This is a genomic window from Acidithiobacillus sp. TH-A117, from assembly GCF_057473465.1.
This window is the reverse complement of record NZ_JBYCKQ010000015.1, coordinates 52,154-73,952: the sequence shown is the minus strand read 5'-3', so window position 1 is coordinate 73,952 and position 21,799 is coordinate 52,154. Positions and strand designations below refer to the sequence as shown.

The window sequence follows — 21,799 nt, the reverse complement described above, 5'->3', positions numbered from 1 at the left end:
ACCACCCGTGCTTAAAATCACAACGACCAAAATGTTCCCTCTCCAGGGGTGCCCACGATCGCCAGAATCGGTGCCCACGATCAACAGAATACGCACTAGGCAAAGCAAAGCCCACTGCATCGCGTATAGGCAGCCCATGTGTGGAAATGGCATCCACAATCGCGGAGCAAAATTCGCCGAGTTGGACTAGCGAAAGTTCAGAGGAAGTAAGTAGGCCTCCAAGGGCTGCAACGAAAACCGCTCTGTCGTCAGACACAGGCGAAATACCGCCGGCATGGAGAGCAGCCTCGACCCACGGCTCGGCCTCGGCTCGCATTTCCTTGGCACCGATCGCCATGACGTGCCCGAGAGTATCCGCAAGGTTATGCTCGCTGCCGTTGGCCGTCAGGATCGCCGCCTTGGCAGTGGCGGCGTTGTTGCGGACGTAGCCTGCGTTGTGCTGGATCAGGATTTCAGATGGCAAGCCCTGACCCTCCACCAAAGCCTCGGGGATCATCAGGTCCACTTGGGCGTGCAAATCCGAATTGGCAAGGATTGCTCGCGCCACCGCTGCCACTTGACTGGCAGAAAGTTTGTCGAGCCTGAAAAGGGCCGCTGAATCGACAGGTTGGCCAGGATTGGATATGCGCTTGGCGAGAATGTTCGCGCCGACGCGTCCGATAATTCGATCGGTTAGCATGCGACATTTCCCTTAAACGCAAATGGGTTTTCAACAAATGAGCAGGAATCCGAGAGCCTGCGAACCAGGCCGAGGCCAACAAGCCTGGTTTCAAGGTTGTCGCGGTTTTCGCTAAGCTCCTCCTGGTCGACCAACTTGGCATCCAGTAGGCTGGAGCCTTCGGCGTCGCCGATGATCAGGCCATATCGGCGCTTGGCCTCGGCAAGGAACTCATCGAATTGCATCCGATCGTCGACGGTCGACACCACGATCGACTTGAGCAGCCGATCATCGGGGGCATAGCGTGTGCGCCGCGATAGCCTGCGAGAGCTTAGACCGATAGCCCGCGACCATGCTGCATGGATCTTGCCAACATGCTGCCCATGCCGAGCCAAAGCCTTCTCAACCAAATTAGCGACCAAGTCGTCAGGACTCTTCCGAGAGTAATCGTCGTCATCACCGCCATCGACCGGCGGCCATTGGAAGCGCTCACGTATGAGCTCGATTTGCTCGGCCTCAGAAAACTCAGCCCCGGCAGCAGCGGCCCAGGCAGCGTCCAGCCGAATCGACTCAACATGTGCAAGCACAGCCTTGGATGACAAGGCTTGATTGAACTGGTAGCTATCACCGGAGAGAACTCGGACCTTGGTTCGCCCCTTAGATACAATTTCACAGACGATCTCGACGGGATCATCATTGCCAGCCACCCTCTTGGCCCTCTCCAGGAAGTAGAGGAGCATGTTGAGCCCAGAGATTACTATTAGGTGCTCCAACGCGTCGTAGATCGGCATATCCTTGTTAAGGATCGACAGCCAGTCCTCGCAAATTTGATCGAAGCGCGGGTTAGATGCCTCGGGCAGATAACCCGCAGAGCGCCGATCGTCTGCGAGCTGCGGCTCACCCTGCAAAACCCTTGCCAATCGGTTCATCGGAGAACCTCGATTGAACAGGCGTTTAGAGAGAATATCGCCAAGCTCCTCGCCTCGCTTGGCCCGCGCAAGCATGAGATAGAGCAGCTCGCCCGTCCGTGCAAAGAAGCGCCGGTCGTTGCTCATCTTGCCTCGCGAATCGATCTCCAAGTCCTCGTAGAGGGCGTCCGGGCCGAAGGGGAAGACGAACTTGGAGCTCCAGCGCTTATTACTGCGGGATTCGAAGGAAGATGAGCGCAGGAGCTCAATGGCCTTGGCAAAGTCGTCAAAGCTGGCGAACGAGCGGCGCAGATACGCCATGTCCGCATCGCCATTGCCTGTTGCCCCCTGAGCAAACCGCTCGAACCACTGCCTCCACTTCTCCTCGTCGGATGCAGCGCTATCGGCGATCAATTCGACGTAGGGATTATTGAACAGCAGGCCGCGCAGGCGGATTTGGCGCTGCGGTTTGAACATGACGGTACCACCGTGCTCCTCGCGCAGCTTCAGCGGCCGATCCAGATTCGAGCCAAGCACCCCCAGAAATTCGAGGACTGTCAAGTGCGGCAACTGCTCGTCATAGAGGCGGTGCCCCCAAATGTTTTCATCGACACAGAAGTCGACGCTCTTGATTTCCGGCCGTTTGATGATTGCACTCATTCCAGTGCCCTCACAATTACTGGGCGCGAGAAACCGCGGCCGCCTGGCTCGATATCGATGAAGTTGAGAGTCAATGCGGAAGTCTCGCCGCCAACCTCGTCGTCGTTAGCCATGCCGGCCTTCCTGACAATCTCAGCCTTGCGAAGGAGTTTCGCCTTGAAGGCCAACAAATCTTCGAGGCATTCGTTCGAGAAGCTTGCCGGCAGTGCTCCCTCGGCCACGCGCGAAAGGAACTCGTGTCGGATGGGCGTCAGGTCGAAGGCGACCGAGTTGCCGGCTCCCACCGCGAGTGACACGTCGAGTTGCGGCCTGCCAGTCTCTTCAACGAGCCGTATCGCCATGCCAACCCCGCCTTGCCTACGGGAGGGCGTCTCATGGTCGCAAAGGACACTCACCCGGCTTTGCGTGAAGCCGCCCGAGCTCGCGATGAAGATTCGATCGATGTTTTCGAGAAGGAGCCCCGTCAGCACCCGGTTAAGCCCCTTGGCAATGCGCTCGCGGACTGCCTCGCCGACTGGCCTCTTTGCCTTGAGGGCTCCGATGGTTTCAAGATAGTCGCCGGCAAAGCGGAAAGCGGTCATCGACCAGTGGGGATAGCCGGGCTCCCTATCAGGGAGCGTAAAAAAGAGCCGGCGACGCTGGTCTTCGAGCATTTCGAGGAATTCGGCAGAGCCGCCTTCCAGTCGAGCACCTTCATAGCCCTCCAAGTAAGCATCTTGGGCTGCGCGAAAAGCCGCTCCAGCCCCATAGATCGGGTCGTTGGACACTAGACGAGCAAAGTCGGCTTGGAGCCGAGGGTCGTCTTTGCCATAGACCAGCAGCCCATCAGCAGCATTGGTGGATTCTTCGCCCACGCCAAAGCTGGACATCGCCTTGAAGATGAGGCGCTCGGAAGCCCTGCGTTTGGGCAGATTTGCGCCAAAGGTATTTGCATAGATGCTTGCCTTGCCAACGCTGCCGCTCTCTTGAATCTTGGTGACATCGGAGCACGTCATCAGATTTTCTTTGGCCAGCCTTGCATCCGAGCAGCCCAAGACCATATTCGAGCAAAGTGCAAGCAGATCGCGCATGGGCAAATGCATTCCATTGAGCCTTGCGATTTCAACCAAGTCTCCAAGGCGCCGGAAGAGTTGTCCGCCATCGTATTCGCCCAGCAACCGGCGGCGATTTTCGTCGATGGGGCAGACCTTTCCATCGGCTTTAAGCGCACAACGCTTACAGTTTTCCCATTCAGGATGCCCAGCGACAGCCGTGGCCACCTCTTCTAAGGTCTTGCGGTTGGTTGTACGGCTGAGGTCGAAGACAGCGAGTCGATCAGGTGCGGGACCCGCTTGCAGAAAATGCTCTTGAAGCGGTTTACGAAGCGGATGAACTCGGCCCTGCCGCTTTCCCAGATCGCGTAGACGATCGAGAATTTGTCCATGATTAGCCGCTAGGATCACGATCTCCGAGTTATCGCCGCCAAGGACAGAGTTTTCGAGCCGCTGAAGGGAAAAGTCGCTCTCGTCGCCATTAAACTCGGAGAGGTCTTTGATAAAGACCGCCATACGTCCATCAGCCAGGCAATGCTCCTTCACGTTGCCCTTGCTCGCCCAGACCTTGGGGTCACCCCCGATCTGAGTCCACAGCGCCCGACAGTGATAGGTCTTGCCGTCGCCCGCAGTGCCTGCGATTAAGAGCGATCCCGGAGCACTGGATTCGATGTGTTGAACCATGTCATCGAGTAGTGGCGTCGAAATGCTGATCGGCTGGATCTTGGCTCGGCCTAGGGCTCCTGACACGTACTCGTCGAACATGGTCAGATTGTTCGACGTTGGGCCATAACTGCGAAGAAAACGGACCCACGCGCTGGCCGGTGGAGTTTCGCTATTGCTTTCGTATCGCTGCGGGGAACTCATCATATGTGTGTTACATATACCCTAAACAACTAGATGTCCGATTGACGTTGTCGGTCTCGGCGACCCGTTCGAGCTTATTGACACCAAGCGGGCCCTAGTATTTTTAACATCTGCATTCTGTTTCATGTCACACCATTAAGCTTACCTCAGACGTGCATTGTATACCATACGCCTTGCTGATCAGCAGTTGGCTGGCTGGCGTCGGGACCCATCATTTGCTCAGATATGGTAAAGAGAAACGCCGTGCTCGGCACGCCTTTTCGCGCGTCCATGCGCGAACGGCCTTGCGCTGGCGATTGGACGAATGGGCCCCGGCCGCCCTGGTCACCGGCGTACCGTCATGTGCCTCGATGGGCGCAGACGGCACACTCCCAAATGGCTGAACGGCCACCAAGCGGCACTGCACGCGCCTACACTCCCAGCTGTCGCGGTCGTTTCGGCGGATGCAGTACACCGCGTGGTCTATCGGGGACTACTCGCCCTCGCTTCGCTCTCCAGGCGAGTAGCATTTTCTAGCTCTCACTTTAAGCACGCTGAGTCAGCAGGATGGAACGCAGGATGGAACGCAAGATAAAGGGGGAATAGAGCGGCGGCTGTCGGTTTCTTGGAGCCGTGAAGCAGCCCTCGCTTCGCATCTGTCGGTTCGGCCCTCCCCGGCGTTGGGGTGCGTACCCGGTACGCACTGCCACCCCGACATTGGAGAGATGAGTTTCCACAACTCACCGGCTCTACTCTCCCTGCCTCTGTCGCTTCCGCCTGTCCCGGCGGGTTGAAGTCCGGGATTTCGCTTAGGCCTAGGATGGAATCCCGGATTCCACTTTGTTGCTCTTGGAGTGCGTACCCGATACGCACTCACCCGCTCCGCAGCGCGCTATACCCTCAAATTTCAGCGTTCAGCCGACGTCAGGCGGCATCCAGCACCCGTAGCTCTATGTGCAGCCCGGCTGCTGTCGCCATGTTCACCAGCATGTCCAGGCTAAACCGGTCGACCTTGCCGCGCACCAGATCGGAAACGCGCGGCTGTGTCACGCCAAAAAGCCGGGCTGCTTGGGCCTGATTCATCCCGGTTCGGACAATATGGTTCTTCAGGGACATCATCAACTGGGAGCGGAGCTTCATGTTCTCCGCTTCCTCTCGGGTATCCTCAATCGCATCCCACACGCTTGCATAACGTTCATTGCTCATGATGGCATTTCCTTCGATAGGTCCCGATACCGCTGCCCCGCTAAATCCAGATCCGCCTTGCGGGTTTTCTGGGCCTTCTTCGGAAAACAGTGCAGCACATAAATCGCGTCGGCAAATTTTGCCACATACAGAACCCGGTAAATCCCCATTGTATCCCGTATCCGAATCTCCTGAACTCCCGAACCCACGCTATTCATCGGCTTCCAGTCGTCCGGCTCCATTCCCCTCTGTACCTGATCCAACTGGTACCCCGCTTCACGCCTGGCCGACAGAGGAAAGGCTCTGAGGTCGTCCAAGGAAGACCCCAGAAAGACGATGGGTTTGAGAGCTGTCATCCAGCAATTATACAAAATCTTGTATAGACCAACAACGTCAACTTCATCAGCGCCCTCCCCAGCGTTGGAGTGCGTACCCGGTACGCACATCGTTATCTCCGCCCGTGTCGGTCTATACCCCGACATGAAGCAAGCAATCCATCTCCTGACCCCATTTCTGATCGGCGCGGCTATTGGCTGGCTCGCCTGGCCCCACGCCATTTGGTTTGCCTCGGCGGCTTTGGTGGCGGTTCCCATGGTTGCCTATCGTGGCTGGACGGGACCATTTCTGCTGATGCTCGGCTATCACCTGGCAACAACCTGGGGACTTATTCATGGGACGGCGGTGTTCTTTCCGTCTGCCGGTTTGCTCCTGGGATTGGCCTTCTGGGCAAGTTCGTCACTGATCTTCGCTCTCCCCTATGGCTTCTACGGGCCCATCTTCCACCGGGCCCGGTCGCTGATCGGCTCGCCGTGCGCTGGCGTGTTGACCACGGCTTTGCTGTCGGCCATCTCCACCATCCTTCCCCCACTGGGGATCATTGGATGGACCTCTCCCTGGCTGGGGGCCATCTCGGAGGGATGGACGGGCGTGATGCTGGTGTTGCTCGGTATCGCGTTGACGGCCTTAGGAAGAAAAGCGGTATTGACCAGTCTGGCGGTTGGTCTCGGCACGGCCGCCGCCTTGGGGGCGGGATCGCTTGTGCTGGCCGCGCGCCATCCTGCTCCCGCCGGTTGGGTTGGGGTGAATACCCGCCTGGGGCATCTCGATTCCCCGCTGTCCTACGTCGAGGCTTCGATGCGACTGGAGCGAAGCACCATGGCATTGCTGCACAAGGGTGTCCATATGGTTCTGCTGCCGGAGACCGTAGCTGGACCCTGGCTGCCGGGGACGGAGGATATCTGGGGGCCAGTGGTTCACTGGACCGCCGCCCACAAAAGCCAGACAGTTTTTGTCGGTGCCTTTGTCCCCCACGGTCGCGGCTACATCGACGCGCTCGTGCAGATCCACGATGGGCAGACCCAGATGCTCCCCGATCACATCCCCGTGCCCTTCTCCATGTGGCATCCCTGGAAACCTGTGGGAAGTTTTCGCATGGCTCCCTTTTCCCAGAAACCAGAAATGACCACGGTGGGGGCCCTGCGGGTAGGATATTTGATCTGCTACGAGCAACTGCTGATATGGCCGGCGCTGAATCTGGCGTTCTACCGCCCTGAGGTTCTGCTGGCTCCGGCGAACGACTGGTGGGCCAGGGGAACAGACATCCCGGCGATTCAGCGAGCTTCCGCCAAGGCCTGGGGGACTTTTCTCGGGGTTCCGGTGCTCTTCGCGGTGAACCAGTGATGGCTGCGCTATCTCGGGCCCACTCGGTCTATACCCTGTGCATGAAAGCAAAAGCCCTATTCCGAAAATGGGATGCTGCACTGATTCGGTACTTCGAGCGTCCCGCCCCCCGCAAGATGGCGGAGGGACTGCTCTGGGCCGCCAAGCATCTCGAAACCCTGTTTTTTCTCCCGTTCCGGCTGTTCTTTGTTCCCATGGTCTGGGTTCTGGATCGTCATGCCAAGAAGATGCGGGAAATTCGGGACCGGCTACGGGACAAGGGGAACTACTCATGAACCGAACCAAAACCAAGGCCAGAAGGGACGCTGTGCGCTGGCCCGGTGTTTCGGCCCATAGCCTCCGTCCCTGCAACCCACACTGGAGCAACCTGTGAAGCGCTGGTACGTCTGGGCAAAACGACTGCTTTGGTGGCTGTTCTGGGCGATCGTTGGTCTGCTGTGCCTGCTCGCTGGCGTGGGGATCTGGATGCAACGGGAGCATCTGGTCCTGAACCTGTCGACCTGCGAGCCGTTGGGTCTCTACCAACTCATCGGCAACCCCTATCCGCTGCACGATGGAGAGCTGGTGGAAGTCGAGCTTCCCGATCCCATCACCCATCCTGCGGTCGCCGAAGGCCTCCGGGACCACTGGTTTCCCGAGAATCAGCCTTGGATCAAGCAGGTCGGGGCACTACCCGGCCAGACGGTCACGCTCTCCCGTCAGGGGGTCTGGGTGGATGGCCGCTACCTGCCGAACTCGCACGTGGACCGGCGCACCCCAGGCGGGCGGGATGCGATCCTGCATTACCCGTTCGGCACCTACCACCTCAAAAACGGCCAGGTCTGGCTCTACGCACCGGGGAACTACGCCTTTGACTCCAGCTATTACGGGCCGGTGTCCCAGGGGCATATCCTGCAAGCGGCACATCCGTGCTGGATCCTCCCCGGTAGCCAATACTGGCTTCGGAAGGGGGATTGATGCGGCTTTCCCAAAACCAGCGGGGGCATCCGGCTGAGCAATCGGGCTTTGGCTCTACCCTCGGAACGTCAGCAACAATGGAGTCGGAGCCCATGCGTGTCTTGCAAGAAAGGGGCAGCCGATATGCCGAAGTCTCCACCCGCCTGCCCGTGAAGATGCACCTGTACACCAAGGCGCTGGCCTTCGCCCTGGGAAAGACGCTCAAGTCCATGTATCAGGACTGCGCGGAGCAGTTCCTCACCGAAGCGCCGTGGAAATACGGCCTGCGCTGGCGGCCTACCAAGGGCCTGACCACCCGGCTTTCGGAGGTGGGCAGCAAAACCGTCACCGGCTGGACGCAGGTCAACGTGCGCGTCCGGTACGAGACCGCCATACGGCTGGAGGCCTTGGCGGCGAAAGAGAAGATCAGCGTGTCGAGCCTCTACTACACGATGCTCTACTGGTGGGCCTGGTACCAGTACCCACCCGCCTACGAACGGGAACGGCGAGCGAAAGCTCTTGCGAACAAGGGGATTCCTCATGAAGTTCATTACGGTAACGAACCAGAAGGGCGGAGTTGGGAAAACCGCCCTGTCCCTGCACATCGCCGAATACGCGGCGCGGGCCAAGGGCGCACGGACGCTGCTGGTCGATCTGGACGGCCAAAGAAACGCGACCTTTCTGGCTACCGGCAGAGCACGGTACGAAGCCGGTACGGTGCTTGATCTGTGGAATGACGAGTTGCCGGTTCCGAGGCCCATGGCGTCGCGCATGTCCTTTGACGTGCTGCCCGGCAACGAGTATGCCGCCGAGGTCGACAAGCAGCCCGTAGAAGAGACACAGAAAGCGCTGTACCGGCTGCACTCCCTCGATTACGACCTGGTGGTATTCGACACGCCGCCCGCCGTGGGCGCCCGACAGGTGGTTCCCATGCAACAGGGCGGATTGCTGGTGGTCCCTCTGGAGCCGGAGATTCAGGCGATCCAGGGACTCGCGGGGCTACTGCACATCTGGACGGACATTGCCCAGGAGATTCGTCTAGACCTGCGGCTGGTGGTCAACAAGCGCATCAAGAACTCCACGCATCAGGAAGCGATTCTCGACACGCTCCGCCGCTCTGCTGCGGCTGGACCGCATATGCTCCCGGAGGAACTGACCGCTCGCACCCTAGTGCCCAACGCGCTAAAAGACGGGAGGCCGGTCTGGGATTACGACCGGAGTGACCCGGCAGCGGCGGTGTGGGCAGGAGTCTGCAAGCAACTCACGGAGCAGGTTTTGGCGGTAGACGATGCCGAGACGCAGGAGGAAGCACATGGCTAAGGTCGATATCAGCAAGGCGATTCAGAACCACGTCACCCGGCGGGCATTCCAGGATTTGGAGGCCGCTGTCGCCAAAAAGCCTGCGGACACACCCCAATCGGCCTACCAATTTTTGCCGCTGGATGCCATCGAGCCGGACCCGGATCAACCCCGGCGCATCTCCGGTATGTCGGACGGTGATGACCCGCACGGGCTGGAAGAATTGGCGGGCAGCATCCAGGCACACGGCGTCATCCAGCCCATTACGGTGCGCTCTCTGGGCGGTGGCCGCTACCGCATCGTCACCGGCGAGCGGCGCTGGCGTGCCGCAAAAATCGCCCTGCAATCGGGAACACCTTGCGAACGTAAGGGGTATGACCTGACGCGGATTCCGGCTGTGCTGGTGGCTCCCGAGTCGGAACACGACCGGCTGGAAATGCAGATGGTGGAAAATCTGGCACGGGAAGATATGAGCCCGCTGGATACGGCCAGGGCCCTGCAAAAGCTCATGGAAGAGACGAAGATGTCCGGACGTGAGCTGGCTCGACGCTTGGGAAAATCCGAGGGTTGGATACGCCAAATTTTGAATGTTGCCAGCCCAGAGGCTCAGGAAGTATCCAATCGAATCGGTGTTCCTCTGGAGGAGATTGGTCAGGCCGACTTGATGCGCATGAAGTCGTGGCTTGCCGATGGGCGGCAAGCTATTTTGGAGGCGATGCGCGTGAGGATTGCCCAAGGCGAGCCCTACACGCGCGCCTTGCTGGACGAGGAGGCCAACCGCTATGACTTGGAAAGCACCCTACATCTCCGTGGGCGGGGACTATCCCTGGACGATCTGCGGATACTCCAGTCCTGGCAAGCCGATCCCGAAAAGGCGGCGGCACTGGCACGGGTGCAGAGCGGCATGAGCCTGGCCGATGCCCTGGCGAGCACCGCAGACCGTACCGACAGGAACGACCAGAAAGCGGAGCCCCGAGCGAAAACCGAAACTCCGACTAGTTCCCGGAGCCACGAGCAGAATGCGGTGGAAGATTCCGGCAACGCCGGAGGCTTTGAGGACGCTCCGGAGCACTGGAACCCGGAGACGGATCGGTTAGAGCCAGAGATCGATCAACCCAGATTTGAGCGGCAGGATGCTTCGGATCCCGTAGCCAGCCCGTACACGGCAGTGGAACAGGCCAGTCGCGGTCGGAGTGACTCCCTCACGATCGAGCTACCAGGCGAGCTGATCACCTTGATCTTTGAGAAAGCAGGCCTGGCCCGCCCTCTGGATCTGGATCGGGATACCCTGCTGGATGCCTTGGGCAGGGCCCTGTCGTGAGCAACCGCTGTGCAAATCGGGCTTCACGGGTCTGCGGGAAAGCAGGTGCCTTTCGAGCCGATTTGCACACAAATTGCACGGAAGTCGATTTGGATGGGTGGAAAACGGTTCTTAACTTTTTGTTTTTATTGGTGGCGCTTCAGGGACTCGAACCCCGGACACGCGGATTATGATTCCGCTGCTCTAACCGACTGAGCTAAAGCGCCGTGAGGCGCAGATTAAACCGTTTATGGCCCGTGCTGTCAAGAAAGAGCAGGAAGAAATGGCCGGGAGCACCATAAACGGTCAGAAGCGAGAAAACGCAGGGGTGGCTCAGCGTAACAGCCGCCTTACCAGCAGGTACCAGGCCACTGCATAGGCAAGGAGGGTATAGAGCAGCAAAACCGCAAGATGATAGCCGACTTGCTGGGGAAGCTGTCCGGTGAGCAAGGGGCGGAGCAGGGCCACGGCATGGGTGAGGGGTAATGCCTGGGCGATATCCTGGGCAAAGAGCGGGAGCGAGTGCAGAGGGTAAAAAACTCCGCAGAATAAAAACATCGGTGTCACCGCCAGGGTGAAGTAATACATGAAAAAATCGTAACTGCGGGCGAGGGCGGTCATGACCAGGGCCAGGCTGCCAAAGCTCAGTCCGGCCAGCAGGATGACAGGAATGCTCAGCCAGACCCAGGGACCCTGAATGGCGCCGAAAAAGTAAGCGACGATGATGATCGCCAGCGCACTGATCAAGCCCTTGACGGCGGTCCAGAGGACCTCCCCGGCGAGAATGTCGCTGACCCGCAAAGGCGTGGCCAGCATGGCCGCATAAGTGTGCTGGGCATTCATGCGCGTAAATGCGGAATACAAGCCTTCGAAACTGGCTGTATTCATCACGCTGCTGGCGACAATGCCGGAGGCGATGAAGGTGATGTAAGGCATCCCGTCCATGGGCCCGACAAAATGCCCCAGCCCGTAACCCAGGGCCAGCAAATACAGAAGGGGATCACCAAAATTGCCGAGCATGCTGGGGATGAGCAGCTTGCGCCAGACGGCAAAATTCCGTTGCAGCACTGCAAACGCGCCGGGACCGGGAATCGCCTCCTGCCAGTTGCTCATTGCTCCGCCTCGCGCAGCTGGCGACCGGTGAGGCGCAAAAACACGTCTTCCAGGCTGGCGGGTCGTTGCAGCCAGCGATAGGCCGGGTCATGGGCAAAATGTGTCATGACGGGCTGCAGATCCTGCCCGTAGCAGATCAGGGTGTCCCCGACCCTTTCACTGACGGCAACATGCGGTTGATGCCAGTTTTCCGGATCTGGCGTATGACCATCGAGGCGTCGCAATTCCAGCACTTCTCCCGGAATATGGGCGCTGATCAGGCCCTGGGGCGTGTCCTGCACGAGGATGCGACCCTGATCAATAATGCCGACCTGATCGGCGAGCCGCTCCGCTTCGTCCATATAGTGGGTGGTGAGCAGCAGGGTGGTCCCCTGCCGCCGCAAATCCCGCAGGCGTTGCCAGATCAGATGCCGCGCCTGGGGATCCAGCCCTGTGGTGGGCTCATCCAGCAGGAGCAGTTGCGGCGCATTAATCAGTGCCCGGGCAATGGTCAGGCGGCGTTGCATACCACCGGAAAGCGCCGTAATGGGTTGTCGGGCATAGTTGCTCAGCGCCATGAAATCCAGAAGCTCAGCACTACGCTGGCGGATTTTGACTTTGGAAAGACGAAAATAGCGGCCATAGGTCCAAAGATTTTCTTCTACCGTAAAGTCCGGGTCGAGATTATCCATTTGCGGGACGACCCCGATTTTGGCCCGCCCGGCCGTGCCCAGTGCTGAAAGTGTCTGTCCCGCGATGCGGATTTCCCCGCCGTCCACCGGCGTCAGACCCTGGATGGCGCGAACCGTGGTGCTTTTGCCGGCGCCGTTGGGGCCTACCAGGGCAAAACAGCTTCCCGCTGCTACGGAAAATGTCACGCCCCGCAAAACCGGGTGGCCACCATACTGTTTTTGCAGCTGCTGCAGGTCAAGAAATGCGGGATTCAGCACAAGGGCTTGTTCCCGTGTAGTGCATCTGCGCGACTTCGTCTTGGAGGGATTGCAGGAGCGCTGTTTGCAGGGTATTCAGTTGACCATGAAAAAAATGGTCTGCGGGCAGCAGCAGCGTCACCGGATTCACCGGCAAACCTGCGACCCAGTGCTGGACGCTGGCGGCTGGAACCAGCTCGTCCTGTTCGCCCTGGATGAGGGTCCAGGGACATTCGGGCGGAGGCAGCTGCTGAAAATCAAAGAGATTGACCGGCGGGGCCACCGTCAGCAGGCGGGTGATGCGCGGATGGTGCTGGACCGCCCGGTAAGCGACATAAGCCCCGAAGGAAAAGCCCGCCAGCCAGATGTCAAAACCCGGGCGGCGTTGCTGTACCCAATCGAGAACCGCCAGACAGTCATCCGTTTCTCCGCGACCATCATCATAGCTACCAGCGCTTTCGCCCACGCCGCGAAAATTGAAGCGCAGAGAGGGGATGCCGAGCAGATTGCAGGTTCGGCTGAGATAATGCACTACCTTGTTATGCAGAGTGCCCCCATACAACGGATGCGGGTGGAGGATGACCGCCACCGCCCCCCGGGTTTCTTTGTCCGGACAGGCGGTCAGCCCTTCCAGATCGCCAGCGGGGCCGGGGATGACGACTTTCTCGCCGACGCACTCCAGGCCGGCCAGTTCACCCCCGTCATACAGATGACTGCGGTCGATGGGCAGCATTAGATCTGCAACCTTTTAACGGGAACGCCATCGCGCAGATGGGATTCGACAATTTCCCGCACGTCATCACCATCCACAAAGGTGTACCAGACTGCCTCGGGATATACCACTGCGACTGGCCCTTCCTGACAACGGCCCAGGCAACCGCAGCGATTGACGCGCACCTGATGATCGCCATGAATTCCCAGAGCTTTAGCGTGCTTTTTGGCCAGATGAAACATTTCGTCAGCCAACCCGCTGTTGTTGCAGGCCTGCTCGCCATTGTCGCGGTGATTCAGGCAGATAAACAAATGTCTTTGATAGAAACCATCTTCCATAAGCGTTGACCCTTTCTCTGCTGAGGACCATCATACCTGAATCAGCATTTACAAACAGCGTAGGGAGAAGTCATGCTCAGTGATCTGCTTATTGCCAATCTGGATAATGCCTTGCGCACCCTGACCGGACTGCAGGCCGGCAGTGATCGGCCTTATCCCGGTGAAGAAGTGCCTGACACCCTGCTGCGTCCCTGGGAGCGCCAGCAGGCGGGAAGGATGATGCGGGTGAATCACGCCGGTGAGGTGATGGCTCAGGCGCTCTACACCGGACAGGCGGCGGGCACTGCTGATCCGGAACTCAAGACCCAGCTGGAACATGCCCGTAGTGAAGAAGAAGATCATCTGCGCTGGTGCCAGACCCGCCTGCGTGAACTCAACAGCCGCCCCAGCCTGCTGGCCCCCCTGTGGTATGGGGCCGGCTGGAGTATGGGTTTTCTAGCTGCTCGGCAGGGTCGCGGAACCAATCTCGGCCTGGTGGTAGCCGTGGAAAACCAGGTGGAAGAACACCTGAACAGCCATCTGGAGAGCTTGCCGATGGATGATGAGCGTAGCCGGGCGGTAGTTGCGCAGATGCGCGATGATGAGGTCGGCCACGCCGCCACTGCTGAGTCTCTGGGTGCCGAGAGGTTGCCCATGCCGGTGCGGATGGCGATGGGCCTGTTCTCGAAGGTGCTGACGCGCGGAGCGCTGTGGATTTAGTGGCTTACGACACCGGGTGTCTGCTGACCACGGGCCGGACCGACAACTCGCCGCCACCCGGCAGATGGATGCGATAACGACCGGCACGTACGGCTTCCGCCATGCTGCCGATGCTTTGCTGGGCCAACAGGCCCATCACATCTTTCTTCAAGGGCTTCCACTGATAATGCATGGGGCAGGCAGTTTCGTCGGCGCAGGCTTTCAGGCCCAGTACACAGCCCTGACCAAAGGGTTGACCTTCCACCACTTCCACAATATCGAGAATATTCATTTGCTCGGCACCAGGGCGCAGGACAAAACCGCCCCCCCGACCCTTGAAGGAGTCCAGGACGCCGCGTTTGGCCAGATCCTGGAGGATTTTTGCCAGATATTGGGCCGGAACCCGCAGATAATCGGAAATATCCCGGCTCAACACCGGTTCGCCCGCCGGTTGGGCGGCAAGGTAAATCAATGCCTGTAAAGCATATTCGCTGGTTTTACTCAGTAGCATGAAAACTTCCTCAGGATTCGTCGACGACCGTAAAGTCGTGGGTGATTTCTGCTGTTTTGCCCAGCATTACGCTGGCTGAACAGTATTTTTCCGCCGAAAGACTGATGGCGTGCGCTACTCGCTTGGGATCCAGTGCTTTGCCGGATACCCTGAAATGCAGATGTATTTTGGTGAAAACCTTGGGGTCGGCATCCGCTCTTTCGGCGTGAATGTCGACGACACAGCGGGCAATATCCTGACGGGATTTCTGCAGAATCATCACCACATCGATGCTCGCGCAGCCGCCCAGACCCATGAGCAGCATTTCCATGGGCCGCGCACCGAGATTGTGCCCACCGATGTCGGGCGATCCGTCCATGACCACTGCATGACCGCTATCGGCGCTGGCCACAAAGCTCATCTGACCAGGACCCATCCATTGCACCTGTGCCTGCATGCTTCGCTCCCTTATCAACAATAACGTACCATTAGATGACAATATAGGGGCTATGTAAACTGCAGGTTAGTCGCCGCAGGGTATTCAAGGTTGTGAAATGGGTTCCGGAAACAATCGAGACAGGGCGGCACCTGGCTCTGCCTCACGCATGAAGGCCTCCCCCACCAGAAAAGTGCCAATGCCAGCATTCCGTAACCGCGCCACTTCTTCGCCACTACGAATGCCGCTTTCGGTGACGACAATGCGCTCGGCGGAAACTTCCGGAAGTAATTCCAGGGTGGTTTCAATGTCAGTAACAAAACGATGCAAATCCCGGTTGTTGATACCGATCAGCGGCGTGCGCAGCTTGAGGGCGCGCTGGAGTTCTGCCCTGTTGTGCACCTCCACCAGTACCGCCATACCCAGATAATGGGCTGACTCTTCGAGAGTCTGGAGTTGCTGGTCGGACAAAGCTGCCACAATCAGGAGGATGGCATCTGCCCCGATAGCCCGCGCTTCCCAGACCTGATACGGGTCAATGCAAAAATCCTTGCGCAGGACGGGCAGCGGGCAAGCTTCCCGGGCGGCGGTCAGATAAATGTCAGCGCCCTGAAAATAGTGCTCATCGGTTAGTACCGAAAGGCAGGCTGCACCATGGGCGGCATAGTCCTGGGCGATGCTCACGGGATTGAAATCTTCCCGGATGATGCCTGCCGAGGGTGAAGCCTTTTTGATTTCGGCGATGACCGCCGCCTGTCCGGCAGCCAGTTTGCTGCGGATGGCTCCGACAAAATCCCGGGGCTGGGCGCTCAGGGCTACGGAGGCCTGCAATTCCGCGAGACCCAGGCGCGCCTTGCGTTCGACGATTTCTGACTGTTTTCGGGTGATGATTTCCTGGAGTATGTCCGTCATACGGATCCTTAGGGGGTTTTGCCCAGTAATTCCTGCCATTTTTGCCAGGCAGCGCCTGATTTGAGTATCTCTCGTGCCCGTATGACACCAACGGCCATATCGGGTACCACGTCTGCCGCGTAGAGCGCGGCCCCGGCGTTCAGCAACACCACGTCCAGGCGGGGTCCGGGGCGATTTTGCAGGACTTCCTCTGCGGCGGCCAGGGCGCTGGCGACGCTGTCAATCTGCAGGGTGGCCAGGGGCGCACGGGCAATGCCAAAATCCTCAGGCTGTATGCGGCTGCGGGAAATGACGCCATCTTTCAGTTCGGCCACATCCGTAGGTGCGGAAAGACTGATTTCATCCAGGCCATCATGACCATGGACCACCAGCACATGCCGCGAGCCGAGTTCCCGGGCGGCTTCGGCCAGAGGCATCAGCCAGCGTTCAGCATAGACGCCGAGCACCTGATGGGGGGCACCAGCGGGATTGCTCAGGGGGCCCATCAGATTGAAGAGGGAGCGAATCGCCAGCTCTTTGCGCGGTCCCACAGCATGGCGCATGGCACCGTGATGGGCCGGAGCGAAGAGGAAGCCGATGCCGATACTTTCAATGCTCCGGGCGACGCTTTCGGGGGTCATATCCATGGGCAGGCCGGCCGCTTCCAGCACATCGGCGCTGCCACTGCGGCTGACCATGGAGCGATTACCGTGCTTGGCTACCCGGGCTCCTCCGGCAGCAGCCACTACCGCCGACACGGTGGAAATGTTGAAGGTACTCAGGGCATCTCCGCCAGTACCGCAGGTATCCAGCAAATGGTCGGTGGCAACGGAGACCTTGGTCATGCAGGCCCGCAAGGCCAGGGTAGCACCCACCAGTTCTTCGACTCTCTGCCCCTTCATGCGCAGGCCCATGAGGAGGGCACCAATTTGCGCAGGCGTCCATTCTCCGGCCATGATCGCAGCAAATACTTCCTGGGCCTGTTGCCGGGATAAATCCTGCTGGGCAGCGATTTGTTCAAGAATATCGCGGACGATCATTGCAAGGCTTCTCCTTGCAGAAAGTGCTGGAGGAGGGTTTTACCGCATTCGCTGAGAATGGATTCCGGATGAAACTGCACGCCCTCCACCGCCAGGGTACGATGACGTAATCCCATGATTTCTCCCGCTTCTGTCCAGGCGGTGATTTCCAGGGTTTCGGGTAGGGTTTCCCGCTCGACAATCAGGGAATGATAGCGGGTGGCGGGAAAGGGATCAGGCAGATCGCGAAAAACGCCCTGACCATGATGATAAATGGGCGATGTCTTGCCATGCATGACCTGCCCGGCGCGGATCACCCGGCCGCCAAAAGCCTGGCCGATGGCCTGGTGTCCGAGGCAAACCCCCAGCAGCGGGATTTTGCCGGCAAAGTGCTGAATGACGGCCACGGAAATACCGGCTTCATTGGGCGTGCAGGGGCCTGGAGAGATACAGATATGGCTGGGAGCCAGTTTTTCGATGGCTGCCAGGTCGATGGCATCATTGCGCTCGACCCGCACTTCAGCCCCCAGTTCACCGAAATATTGCACCAGATTGTAGGTAAAACTGTCATAATTATCAATCATGAGTAGCATGATCTACCCTCCCTTCGGGATCCAGGCCATTTTCGGCCAGGGCGACGGCCCGGAACATGGCGCGGCGTTTGTTCATGGTTTCTTCCCATTCTGCAGCCGGTTCGGAGTCAGCAACAATGCCGCCCCCGGCCTGAATGTGCAGGGTACCGTTCTTGATGACGGCAGTGCGGATGGCAATGCAGGTATCCATGTTGCCATTCCAGCCCCAGTAGCCGACGGCACCGGCATATACCCCCCGGGAAACCGGCTCCATTTCACGGATGATTTCCATGGCGCGAATTTTGGGAGCCCCTGATACGGTGCCTGCCGGGAAAGTGGCACGCAGGGCATCCATGGCGTCCAGTTCCGGGCGGAGTTGCCCCGTGACCTGGGATACGATGTGCATGACATGGGAGTAGCGTTCGATGTCAAAAGCATCGGTGAGGATCACTGAGCCGACTTCGGCAATGCGTCCCACATCATTGCGCGCCAGATCAATCAGCATGAGATGTTCGGCGCGTTCTTTGGGGTCGGCCAACAGTTCTTTTTCCAGAGCCTCATCTTCTGCCCGGGTTTTTCCGCGCGGGCGGGTTCCGGCGATGGGACGTACGGTTATTTGCCGGTCCTCGACCCGCACCAGGATTTCCGGTGAGGAACCCACCAGAAATGTGTCATCCAGATCCACATAAAACATGTAGGGGGAAGGATTGACGCTACGCAGGGCACGATAGATGTCCAGGGGGTGGGCGGTCAGTTCAGTGGACAGACGTTGCGAAGGCACGACCTGCATGACGTCACCCGCCGCAATATAGGCCTTGATGCGCTCCACGACCGCCATATATCCCGCGCGGCTAAAGCTGGCGCTGAAGTCTTCCTCGCGCACCCGGCGGGTTTGTACGGGGGGCGGCGGAGGCAGGGCCGTTTGCCGGAGTTTTTTCTGGAGCTGCTGGAGTCTGGCAACCCCTTGCGCGTAGGCGTTGCGTTGCGCGGGGTCCACATGCACCACGAGGCGGATGGTGCCGCGCAAATTATCAAAAATCAGCAGTTCATCTGCTACCAGCAGCTGGATTTCCGGCAGATCCAGCGGGTCGGCCAGGGCTTCGCTGCGCGCCAGACGCGGTTCGATGGTCCGGACAATATCGTAGCCAAAATAGCCGACCAGCCCGCCACTGAAGCGGTCATCCGTGACCTCTTCCAGATCTGCGACCCGGAAACGCGCACGGAAGGCGCTGATCCAGGTGAGGGAATCCTGGGGCTGCGCCCGCTCGGTTTCGACGCCATCCACATGGACAGTGACCAGTCCATGATGCACCCGGATGATTTGTCGGGCGGGGAGGCCAATGATGGAATAACGCCCCCATTTTTCTCCACCCTGAACGGATTCGAGCAGATAGGCATAGGGGCCATCGACCAGCTTCAGGTAAGCGGAGAGGGGGGTATCGAGGTCGGCGAGAACCTCGCGGGTCAGGGGGATGCGGTTATAGCCCTGGGCAGCCAAGGCCGCAAAACTGGCTTCAGAAATCATGGATCACCTCGTAGGAACGATACAAAGGAAGACACTGCTTTTCAGCAGCGACGCCATCGTTTTCCCGCAGGTTCCAATTTCAGCATGATTTCCGTAACTCCTGTGTCAGGCGAGAATATCCAATAATTCGCTCATATTGTCCAGTACTGCATCTGGATGGAGTGCCTGCACAGGTTCATCGCCATTATAACCGTAGGTCACGCAGGCGACCGGCATGGCGGCTGCGCGGGCAGCCTGGGTGTCATTGCGCGAGTCACCTACCAGCAGACAGTCACTGACGGGCTGATGAAAGTGGGCAGCAGCATGCTGCAATGGCAGGGGATCAGGTTTCTTTTTGGGCAGGCTATCACCGGACAACACCAGGCCAAAATAGTCATAGAGATCGAGCTGCTGCAGGATGGGCAGAGTAAAAGCCTGGGACTTGTTGGTGATGCAGACCAGTTCCCGACCCTGGGCCTGAAGAGCTTTCAGGGTATCGCGCACACCGGGGTAAATCTGGCTGTGATCGAGCAGGTGTGCGCCATAGTACTGACTGAAGTCCACCATGGCGGCATCCAGTTCGCTTTCACTGGGATCCTGCTGAATACTCAGGGCCCGGCGCATCAGTTCGCGGACCCCGTTGCCGATGAAGCCGCGAATGACCGGCATTTCCGCGGGCTCACGCCCGAGTTTGCGGAGGACATGATTGGCGGCTCCGGCCAGATCGGGGGCGGTATCAATCAGGGTACCGTCCAGATCCAGCAGCACTACCCGCGCCGGAAACGGCGCGCTGGCATTGAGTTGTACGGCCATTTAACCCGCCAGTGCTTTACGGAAAGCCGCAATGGTCGCCTTGTAGTCCGGCGTATTGTAGATGGCGCTACCCGCCACAAATACGTCAGCACCGGCGTCGGCTACCCGCCGGATATTGTCGATTTTGACGCCGCCATCCACTTCCAGTTCGATGGGTTTGCCGATGGCATCAATGCGTTTGCGAATTGCCTCGATTTTGCGCAGAGTGTAGTCAATGAAACTCTGTCCGCCAAAGCCAGGGTTGACGCTCATCACCAGCACCAGATCGAGATTTTCCAGGACGTAGTCGAGGACATCCAGGGGCGTACCGGGATTGAGCGAAACCCCGGCCTTGCAGCCCAGGCTATGGATCAGTTGAATGGTGCGATCCAGATGAATGGTGGCTTCGGGGTGGACGGTGATAATGTTGGCACCGGCCTTGGCAAACTCGGGAATGATGGCATCCACAGGCGCGATCATCAGGTGCACATCCAGAGGTTTCTGGGTGTGGGGCTTGATGGCGGCAGCCACCAGCGGTCCGATGGTGAGATTGGGGACAAAATGATTGTCCATGACGTCCACATGAATATAGTCGGCGCCCGCCTCATCCACTGCCCGCACTTCTTCGCCCAGGCGGGCAAAGTCAGCAGAAAGAATGGAAGGTGAAATCTTGTATTGTGTCATACGACCTCCAAAACAGGGCGAGAGCGCTTTGCGCCCTCGCCATTTTTCAAGTGTCGGATCGCTTTATCAGAGACCCGTGACGCGGGGATCCAGCTCGCCTTTGCTGTAGCGCTTGAACATGGTATCCAGGGGGATCACCTTGATCTTGCTGGCATTGCCGGCGGTACCGAAAGCCTCGAAACGCTGGCGACAGATATCGCGCATGGCATCCAGAGAAGCGGTGAGGAACTTGCGGGGATCAAAGTTCTTTGGGTTCTTGTACAGGCTCTGGCGCACTGCACCGGTAGCAGCCAGACGCAGGTCGGTGTCAATATTGACCTTGCGCACGCCGTTCTTGATGCCTTCCTGAATTTCTTCCACCGGCACGCCATAGGTTTCGCCGATGTCACCACCAAATTCGTGGATGATTTTCAGCCAGTCCTGGGGGACGGAACTGGAACCATGCATGACCAGATGGGTATCGGGAATGCGGGCGTGAATTTCCTTGATGCGGTCAATGCGCAGCACCTTGCCGGTAGGCGGCTGGGTGAACTTGTAGGCGCCATGACTGGTGCCGATGGCAATGGCCAGGGCATCGAGCTTGGTGGCTTTCACAAACTGGGCGGCTTCTTCAGGATCGGTCAGCATCTGGTCGTGGGTCAGACAACCTTCGGCACCGACGCCATCTTCTTCACCAGCCATGCCGGTTTCCAGGGAACCCAGGCAACCCAGTTCGCCTTCCACAGAAACACCTACAGCATGGGCCATTTCTACCACCTTGGCGGTGACGGCGGTGTTGTAATCATAGCTGGCGGGGGTTTTGGCATCTTCCATCAAAGAGCCATCCATCATGACGCTGGAAAATCCGGAGCGAATCGCCTGGATACAGACGGCAGGGCTGGCACCGTGATCCTGATGCAGTACCACAGGAATATCGGGATATTCTTCGATGGCCGCCAGAATGAGGTGGCGCAGGAAAGGTTCACCGGCATATTTGCGGGCACCGGCAGAAGCCTGCAGGATGACCGGAGCATCGACGGCTGCTGCTGCTTCCATGATGGCACGCACCTGTTCGAGGTTGTTGACGTTGAAAGCCGGAATTCCGTAACTGCGTTCTGCAGCATGGTCCAAAAGCTGGCGCAATGAAACAAGAGCCATAGCACTTCTCCTAAACGTGAAT

At 58.8% G+C, this 21,799-nt stretch carries 24 protein-coding genes and 1 tRNA gene; 6 read left to right on the top strand and 19 right to left on the bottom strand.

What is annotated here, in order from left to right; all coding sequences use genetic code 11:
* From AC2VLR_RS03230 to AC2VLR_RS03210, 5 genes are all read right to left on the bottom strand, one after another.
* A partial coding sequence (locus tag AC2VLR_RS03230) for a hypothetical protein (RefSeq protein ID WP_486880837.1) occupies positions 1-679 on the bottom strand: 679 nt, incomplete at its 3' end.
* Complete coding sequence (locus tag AC2VLR_RS03225) at positions 673-2,226, bottom strand: hypothetical protein (RefSeq protein ID WP_215850962.1); 1,554 nt, start codon at positions 2,224-2,226, stop codon at positions 673-675. The genes AC2VLR_RS03225 and AC2VLR_RS03230, both read right to left, overlap by 7 nt.
* Positions 2,223-4,127, bottom strand: coding sequence for a hypothetical protein (locus AC2VLR_RS03220; RefSeq protein ID WP_486880836.1), 1,905 nt, complete (start codon positions 4,125-4,127; stop codon positions 2,223-2,225). The genes AC2VLR_RS03225 and AC2VLR_RS03220 overlap by 4 nt, the downstream gene beginning before the upstream one ends.
* A gap of 900 nt (positions 4,128-5,027) precedes the next feature.
* Positions 5,028-5,309 carry a helix-turn-helix domain-containing protein gene (locus tag AC2VLR_RS03215; protein ID WP_065974901.1) on the bottom strand — a complete coding sequence of 94 codons (282 nt, stop codon included), beginning with the start codon at positions 5,307-5,309 and terminating at the stop codon, positions 5,028-5,030.
* Positions 5,306-5,734 carry a type II toxin-antitoxin system RelE/ParE family toxin gene (locus AC2VLR_RS03210; protein WP_215850964.1) on the bottom strand — a complete coding sequence of 143 codons (429 nt, stop codon included), beginning with the start codon at positions 5,732-5,734 and terminating at the stop codon, positions 5,306-5,308. Before AC2VLR_RS03210 ends, AC2VLR_RS03215 begins: the two co-directional genes overlap by 4 nt.
* Before the next feature lie 34 nt (positions 5,735-5,768).
* Here AC2VLR_RS03210 and AC2VLR_RS03205 point away from each other — a divergent pair, with 34 nt between their 5' ends.
* The 5 genes from AC2VLR_RS03205 to AC2VLR_RS03185 all read left to right on the top strand — a co-directional run bounded on the left by AC2VLR_RS03205 (position 5,769) and on the right by AC2VLR_RS03185 (position 10,524).
* Complete coding sequence (locus AC2VLR_RS03205; RefSeq protein WP_215850965.1) at positions 5,769-6,968, top strand: nitrilase-related carbon-nitrogen hydrolase; 1,200 nt, start codon at positions 5,769-5,771, stop codon at positions 6,966-6,968.
* Entirely contained in the window at positions 6,968-7,243 is a 276-nt protein-coding gene (locus tag AC2VLR_RS03200) for a hypothetical protein (protein ID WP_215850972.1), read from the top strand. The genes AC2VLR_RS03205 and AC2VLR_RS03200 overlap by 1 nt, the downstream gene beginning before the upstream one ends.
* 94 nt (positions 7,244-7,337) lie before the next feature.
* The gene (locus AC2VLR_RS03195) at positions 7,338-7,925 is read left to right on the top strand and encodes a S26 family signal peptidase (protein WP_319025679.1); all 588 of its coding nucleotides are present in this window, start codon (positions 7,338-7,340) and stop codon (positions 7,923-7,925) included.
* 519 nt (positions 7,926-8,444) lie between these two features.
* Positions 8,445-9,224, top strand: a complete 780-nt coding sequence (locus tag AC2VLR_RS03190) for a ParA family protein (protein ID WP_215850967.1) — start codon at positions 8,445-8,447, stop codon at positions 9,222-9,224.
* Positions 9,217-10,524, top strand: coding sequence for a ParB/RepB/Spo0J family partition protein (locus tag AC2VLR_RS03185; protein WP_215850968.1), 1,308 nt, complete (start codon positions 9,217-9,219; stop codon positions 10,522-10,524). The genes AC2VLR_RS03190 and AC2VLR_RS03185 overlap by 8 nt, the downstream gene beginning before the upstream one ends.
* Positions 10,525-10,653: 129 nt before the next feature.
* Here AC2VLR_RS03185 and AC2VLR_RS03180 read toward each other — a convergent pair.
* From AC2VLR_RS03180 to AC2VLR_RS03160, 5 genes are all read right to left on the bottom strand, one after another.
* Positions 10,654-10,730: transfer RNA gene (locus AC2VLR_RS03180), tRNA-Met, on the bottom strand.
* A 106-nt stretch (positions 10,731-10,836) separates the two neighbouring features.
* Complete coding sequence (locus tag AC2VLR_RS03175; RefSeq protein WP_486880835.1) at positions 10,837-11,616, bottom strand: ABC transporter permease; 780 nt, start codon at positions 11,614-11,616, stop codon at positions 10,837-10,839.
* Positions 11,613-12,545, bottom strand: coding sequence for an ATP-binding cassette domain-containing protein (locus AC2VLR_RS03170; RefSeq protein WP_486880834.1), 933 nt, complete (start codon positions 12,543-12,545; stop codon positions 11,613-11,615). The genes AC2VLR_RS03175 and AC2VLR_RS03170 overlap by 4 nt, the downstream gene beginning before the upstream one ends.
* Positions 12,523-13,257, bottom strand: a complete 735-nt coding sequence (locus AC2VLR_RS03165; protein ID WP_486880833.1) for an alpha/beta hydrolase — start codon at positions 13,255-13,257, stop codon at positions 12,523-12,525. The genes AC2VLR_RS03170 and AC2VLR_RS03165 overlap by 23 nt, the downstream gene beginning before the upstream one ends.
* Entirely contained in the window at positions 13,257-13,574 is a 318-nt protein-coding gene (locus tag AC2VLR_RS03160) for a (2Fe-2S) ferredoxin domain-containing protein (RefSeq protein WP_486880832.1), read from the bottom strand. The genes AC2VLR_RS03165 and AC2VLR_RS03160 overlap by 1 nt, the downstream gene beginning before the upstream one ends.
* A 72-nt stretch (positions 13,575-13,646) precedes the next feature.
* Here AC2VLR_RS03160 and coq7 point away from each other — a divergent pair, with 72 nt between their 5' ends.
* The gene (coq7, locus tag AC2VLR_RS03155; RefSeq protein ID WP_486880831.1) at positions 13,647-14,273 is read left to right on the top strand and encodes a 2-polyprenyl-3-methyl-6-methoxy-1,4-benzoquinone monooxygenase; all 627 of its coding nucleotides are present in this window, start codon (positions 13,647-13,649) and stop codon (positions 14,271-14,273) included.
* Positions 14,274-14,277: 4 nt separating this feature from the next.
* Here the strand turns inward: coq7 and AC2VLR_RS03150 are convergent, their stop codons facing one another.
* The 9 genes from AC2VLR_RS03150 to fba all read right to left on the bottom strand — a co-directional run bounded on the left by AC2VLR_RS03150 (position 14,278) and on the right by fba (position 21,777).
* Positions 14,278-14,763: an RrF2 family transcriptional regulator gene (locus AC2VLR_RS03150; protein WP_486880830.1), complete on the bottom strand. Its 486-nt coding sequence runs from the start codon at positions 14,761-14,763 to the stop codon at positions 14,278-14,280.
* A gap of 10 nt (positions 14,764-14,773) precedes the next feature.
* A complete protein-coding gene (locus tag AC2VLR_RS03145) occupies positions 14,774-15,199 on the bottom strand; it encodes an OsmC family protein (RefSeq protein ID WP_486880829.1) in 426 nt (141 codons plus the stop codon).
* Between the two features lie 84 nt (positions 15,200-15,283).
* On the bottom strand, positions 15,284-16,090 hold the full coding sequence (trpC, locus tag AC2VLR_RS03140) for an indole-3-glycerol phosphate synthase TrpC (RefSeq protein WP_486880828.1): 807 nt from the start codon (positions 16,088-16,090) through the stop codon (positions 15,284-15,286).
* Positions 16,091-16,098: 8 nt separating this feature from the next.
* Positions 16,099-17,109: an anthranilate phosphoribosyltransferase gene (gene trpD / locus AC2VLR_RS03135; protein WP_486880827.1), complete on the bottom strand. Its 1,011-nt coding sequence runs from the start codon at positions 17,107-17,109 to the stop codon at positions 16,099-16,101.
* On the bottom strand, positions 17,106-17,681 hold the full coding sequence (locus AC2VLR_RS03130) for an anthranilate synthase component II (RefSeq protein ID WP_486880826.1): 576 nt from the start codon (positions 17,679-17,681) through the stop codon (positions 17,106-17,108). Before AC2VLR_RS03130 ends, trpD begins: the two co-directional genes overlap by 4 nt.
* The gene (gene trpE, locus AC2VLR_RS03125) at positions 17,665-19,185 is read right to left on the bottom strand and encodes an anthranilate synthase component I (protein ID WP_486880825.1); all 1,521 of its coding nucleotides are present in this window, start codon (positions 19,183-19,185) and stop codon (positions 17,665-17,667) included. Before trpE ends, AC2VLR_RS03130 begins: the two co-directional genes overlap by 17 nt.
* A gap of 105 nt (positions 19,186-19,290) precedes the next feature.
* Positions 19,291-19,977: a phosphoglycolate phosphatase gene (locus AC2VLR_RS03120; RefSeq protein WP_486880824.1), complete on the bottom strand. Its 687-nt coding sequence runs from the start codon at positions 19,975-19,977 to the stop codon at positions 19,291-19,293.
* A complete protein-coding gene (rpe, locus tag AC2VLR_RS03115; protein WP_215843456.1) occupies positions 19,978-20,640 on the bottom strand; it encodes a ribulose-phosphate 3-epimerase in 663 nt (220 codons plus the stop codon). It abuts the gene before it with no gap.
* Positions 20,641-20,706: 66 nt separating this feature from the next.
* On the bottom strand, positions 20,707-21,777 hold the full coding sequence (gene fba, locus AC2VLR_RS03110) for a class II fructose-bisphosphate aldolase (RefSeq protein ID WP_101537544.1): 1,071 nt from the start codon (positions 21,775-21,777) through the stop codon (positions 20,707-20,709).
* Positions 21,778-21,799 lie beyond the last annotated feature (22 nt).

Coding starts and splice junctions, on each gene's coding strand:
- AC2VLR_RS03225 (WP_215850962.1), bottom strand. CDS start 2,226: ATGAGTGCAATCATCAAACGGCCGGAAATCAAGAGCGTCGACTTCTGT.
- AC2VLR_RS03220 (WP_486880836.1), bottom strand. CDS start 4,127: ATGATGAGTTCCCCGCAGCGATACGAAAGCAATAGCGAAACTCCACCG.
- AC2VLR_RS03215 (WP_065974901.1), bottom strand. CDS start 5,309: ATGAGCAATGAACGTTATGCAAGCGTGTGGGATGCGATTGAGGATACC.
- AC2VLR_RS03210 (WP_215850964.1), bottom strand. CDS start 5,734: ATGTGCGTACCGGGTACGCACTCCAACGCTGGGGAGGGCGCTGATGAA.
- AC2VLR_RS03205 (WP_215850965.1), top strand. CDS start 5,769: ATGAAGCAAGCAATCCATCTCCTGACCCCATTTCTGATCGGCGCGGCT.
- AC2VLR_RS03200 (WP_215850972.1), top strand. CDS start 6,968: ATGGCTGCGCTATCTCGGGCCCACTCGGTCTATACCCTGTGCATGAAA.
- AC2VLR_RS03190 (WP_215850967.1), top strand. CDS start 8,445: ATGAAGTTCATTACGGTAACGAACCAGAAGGGCGGAGTTGGGAAAACC.
- AC2VLR_RS03185 (WP_215850968.1), top strand. CDS start 9,217: ATGGCTAAGGTCGATATCAGCAAGGCGATTCAGAACCACGTCACCCGG.
- AC2VLR_RS03175 (WP_486880835.1), bottom strand. CDS start 11,616: ATGAGCAACTGGCAGGAGGCGATTCCCGGTCCCGGCGCGTTTGCAGTG.
- AC2VLR_RS03165 (WP_486880833.1), bottom strand. CDS start 13,257: ATGCTGCCCATCGACCGCAGTCATCTGTATGACGGGGGTGAACTGGCC.
- AC2VLR_RS03160 (WP_486880832.1), bottom strand. CDS start 13,574: ATGGAAGATGGTTTCTATCAAAGACATTTGTTTATCTGCCTGAATCAC.
- coq7 (WP_486880831.1), top strand. CDS start 13,647: ATGCTCAGTGATCTGCTTATTGCCAATCTGGATAATGCCTTGCGCACC.
- AC2VLR_RS03150 (WP_486880830.1), bottom strand. CDS start 14,763: ATGCTACTGAGTAAAACCAGCGAATATGCTTTACAGGCATTGATTTAC.
- AC2VLR_RS03145 (WP_486880829.1), bottom strand. CDS start 15,199: ATGCAGGCACAGGTGCAATGGATGGGTCCTGGTCAGATGAGCTTTGTG.
- trpC (WP_486880828.1), bottom strand. CDS start 16,090: ATGACGGACATACTCCAGGAAATCATCACCCGAAAACAGTCAGAAATC.
- trpD (WP_486880827.1), bottom strand. CDS start 17,109: ATGATCGTCCGCGATATTCTTGAACAAATCGCTGCCCAGCAGGATTTA.
- AC2VLR_RS03130 (WP_486880826.1), bottom strand. CDS start 17,681: ATGCTACTCATGATTGATAATTATGACAGTTTTACCTACAATCTGGTG.
- trpE (WP_486880825.1), bottom strand. CDS start 19,185: ATGATTTCTGAAGCCAGTTTTGCGGCCTTGGCTGCCCAGGGCTATAAC.
- AC2VLR_RS03120 (WP_486880824.1), bottom strand. CDS start 19,977: ATGGCCGTACAACTCAATGCCAGCGCGCCGTTTCCGGCGCGGGTAGTG.
- rpe (WP_215843456.1), bottom strand. CDS start 20,640: ATGACACAATACAAGATTTCACCTTCCATTCTTTCTGCTGACTTTGCC.
- fba (WP_101537544.1), bottom strand. CDS start 21,777: ATGGCTCTTGTTTCATTGCGCCAGCTTTTGGACCATGCTGCAGAACGC.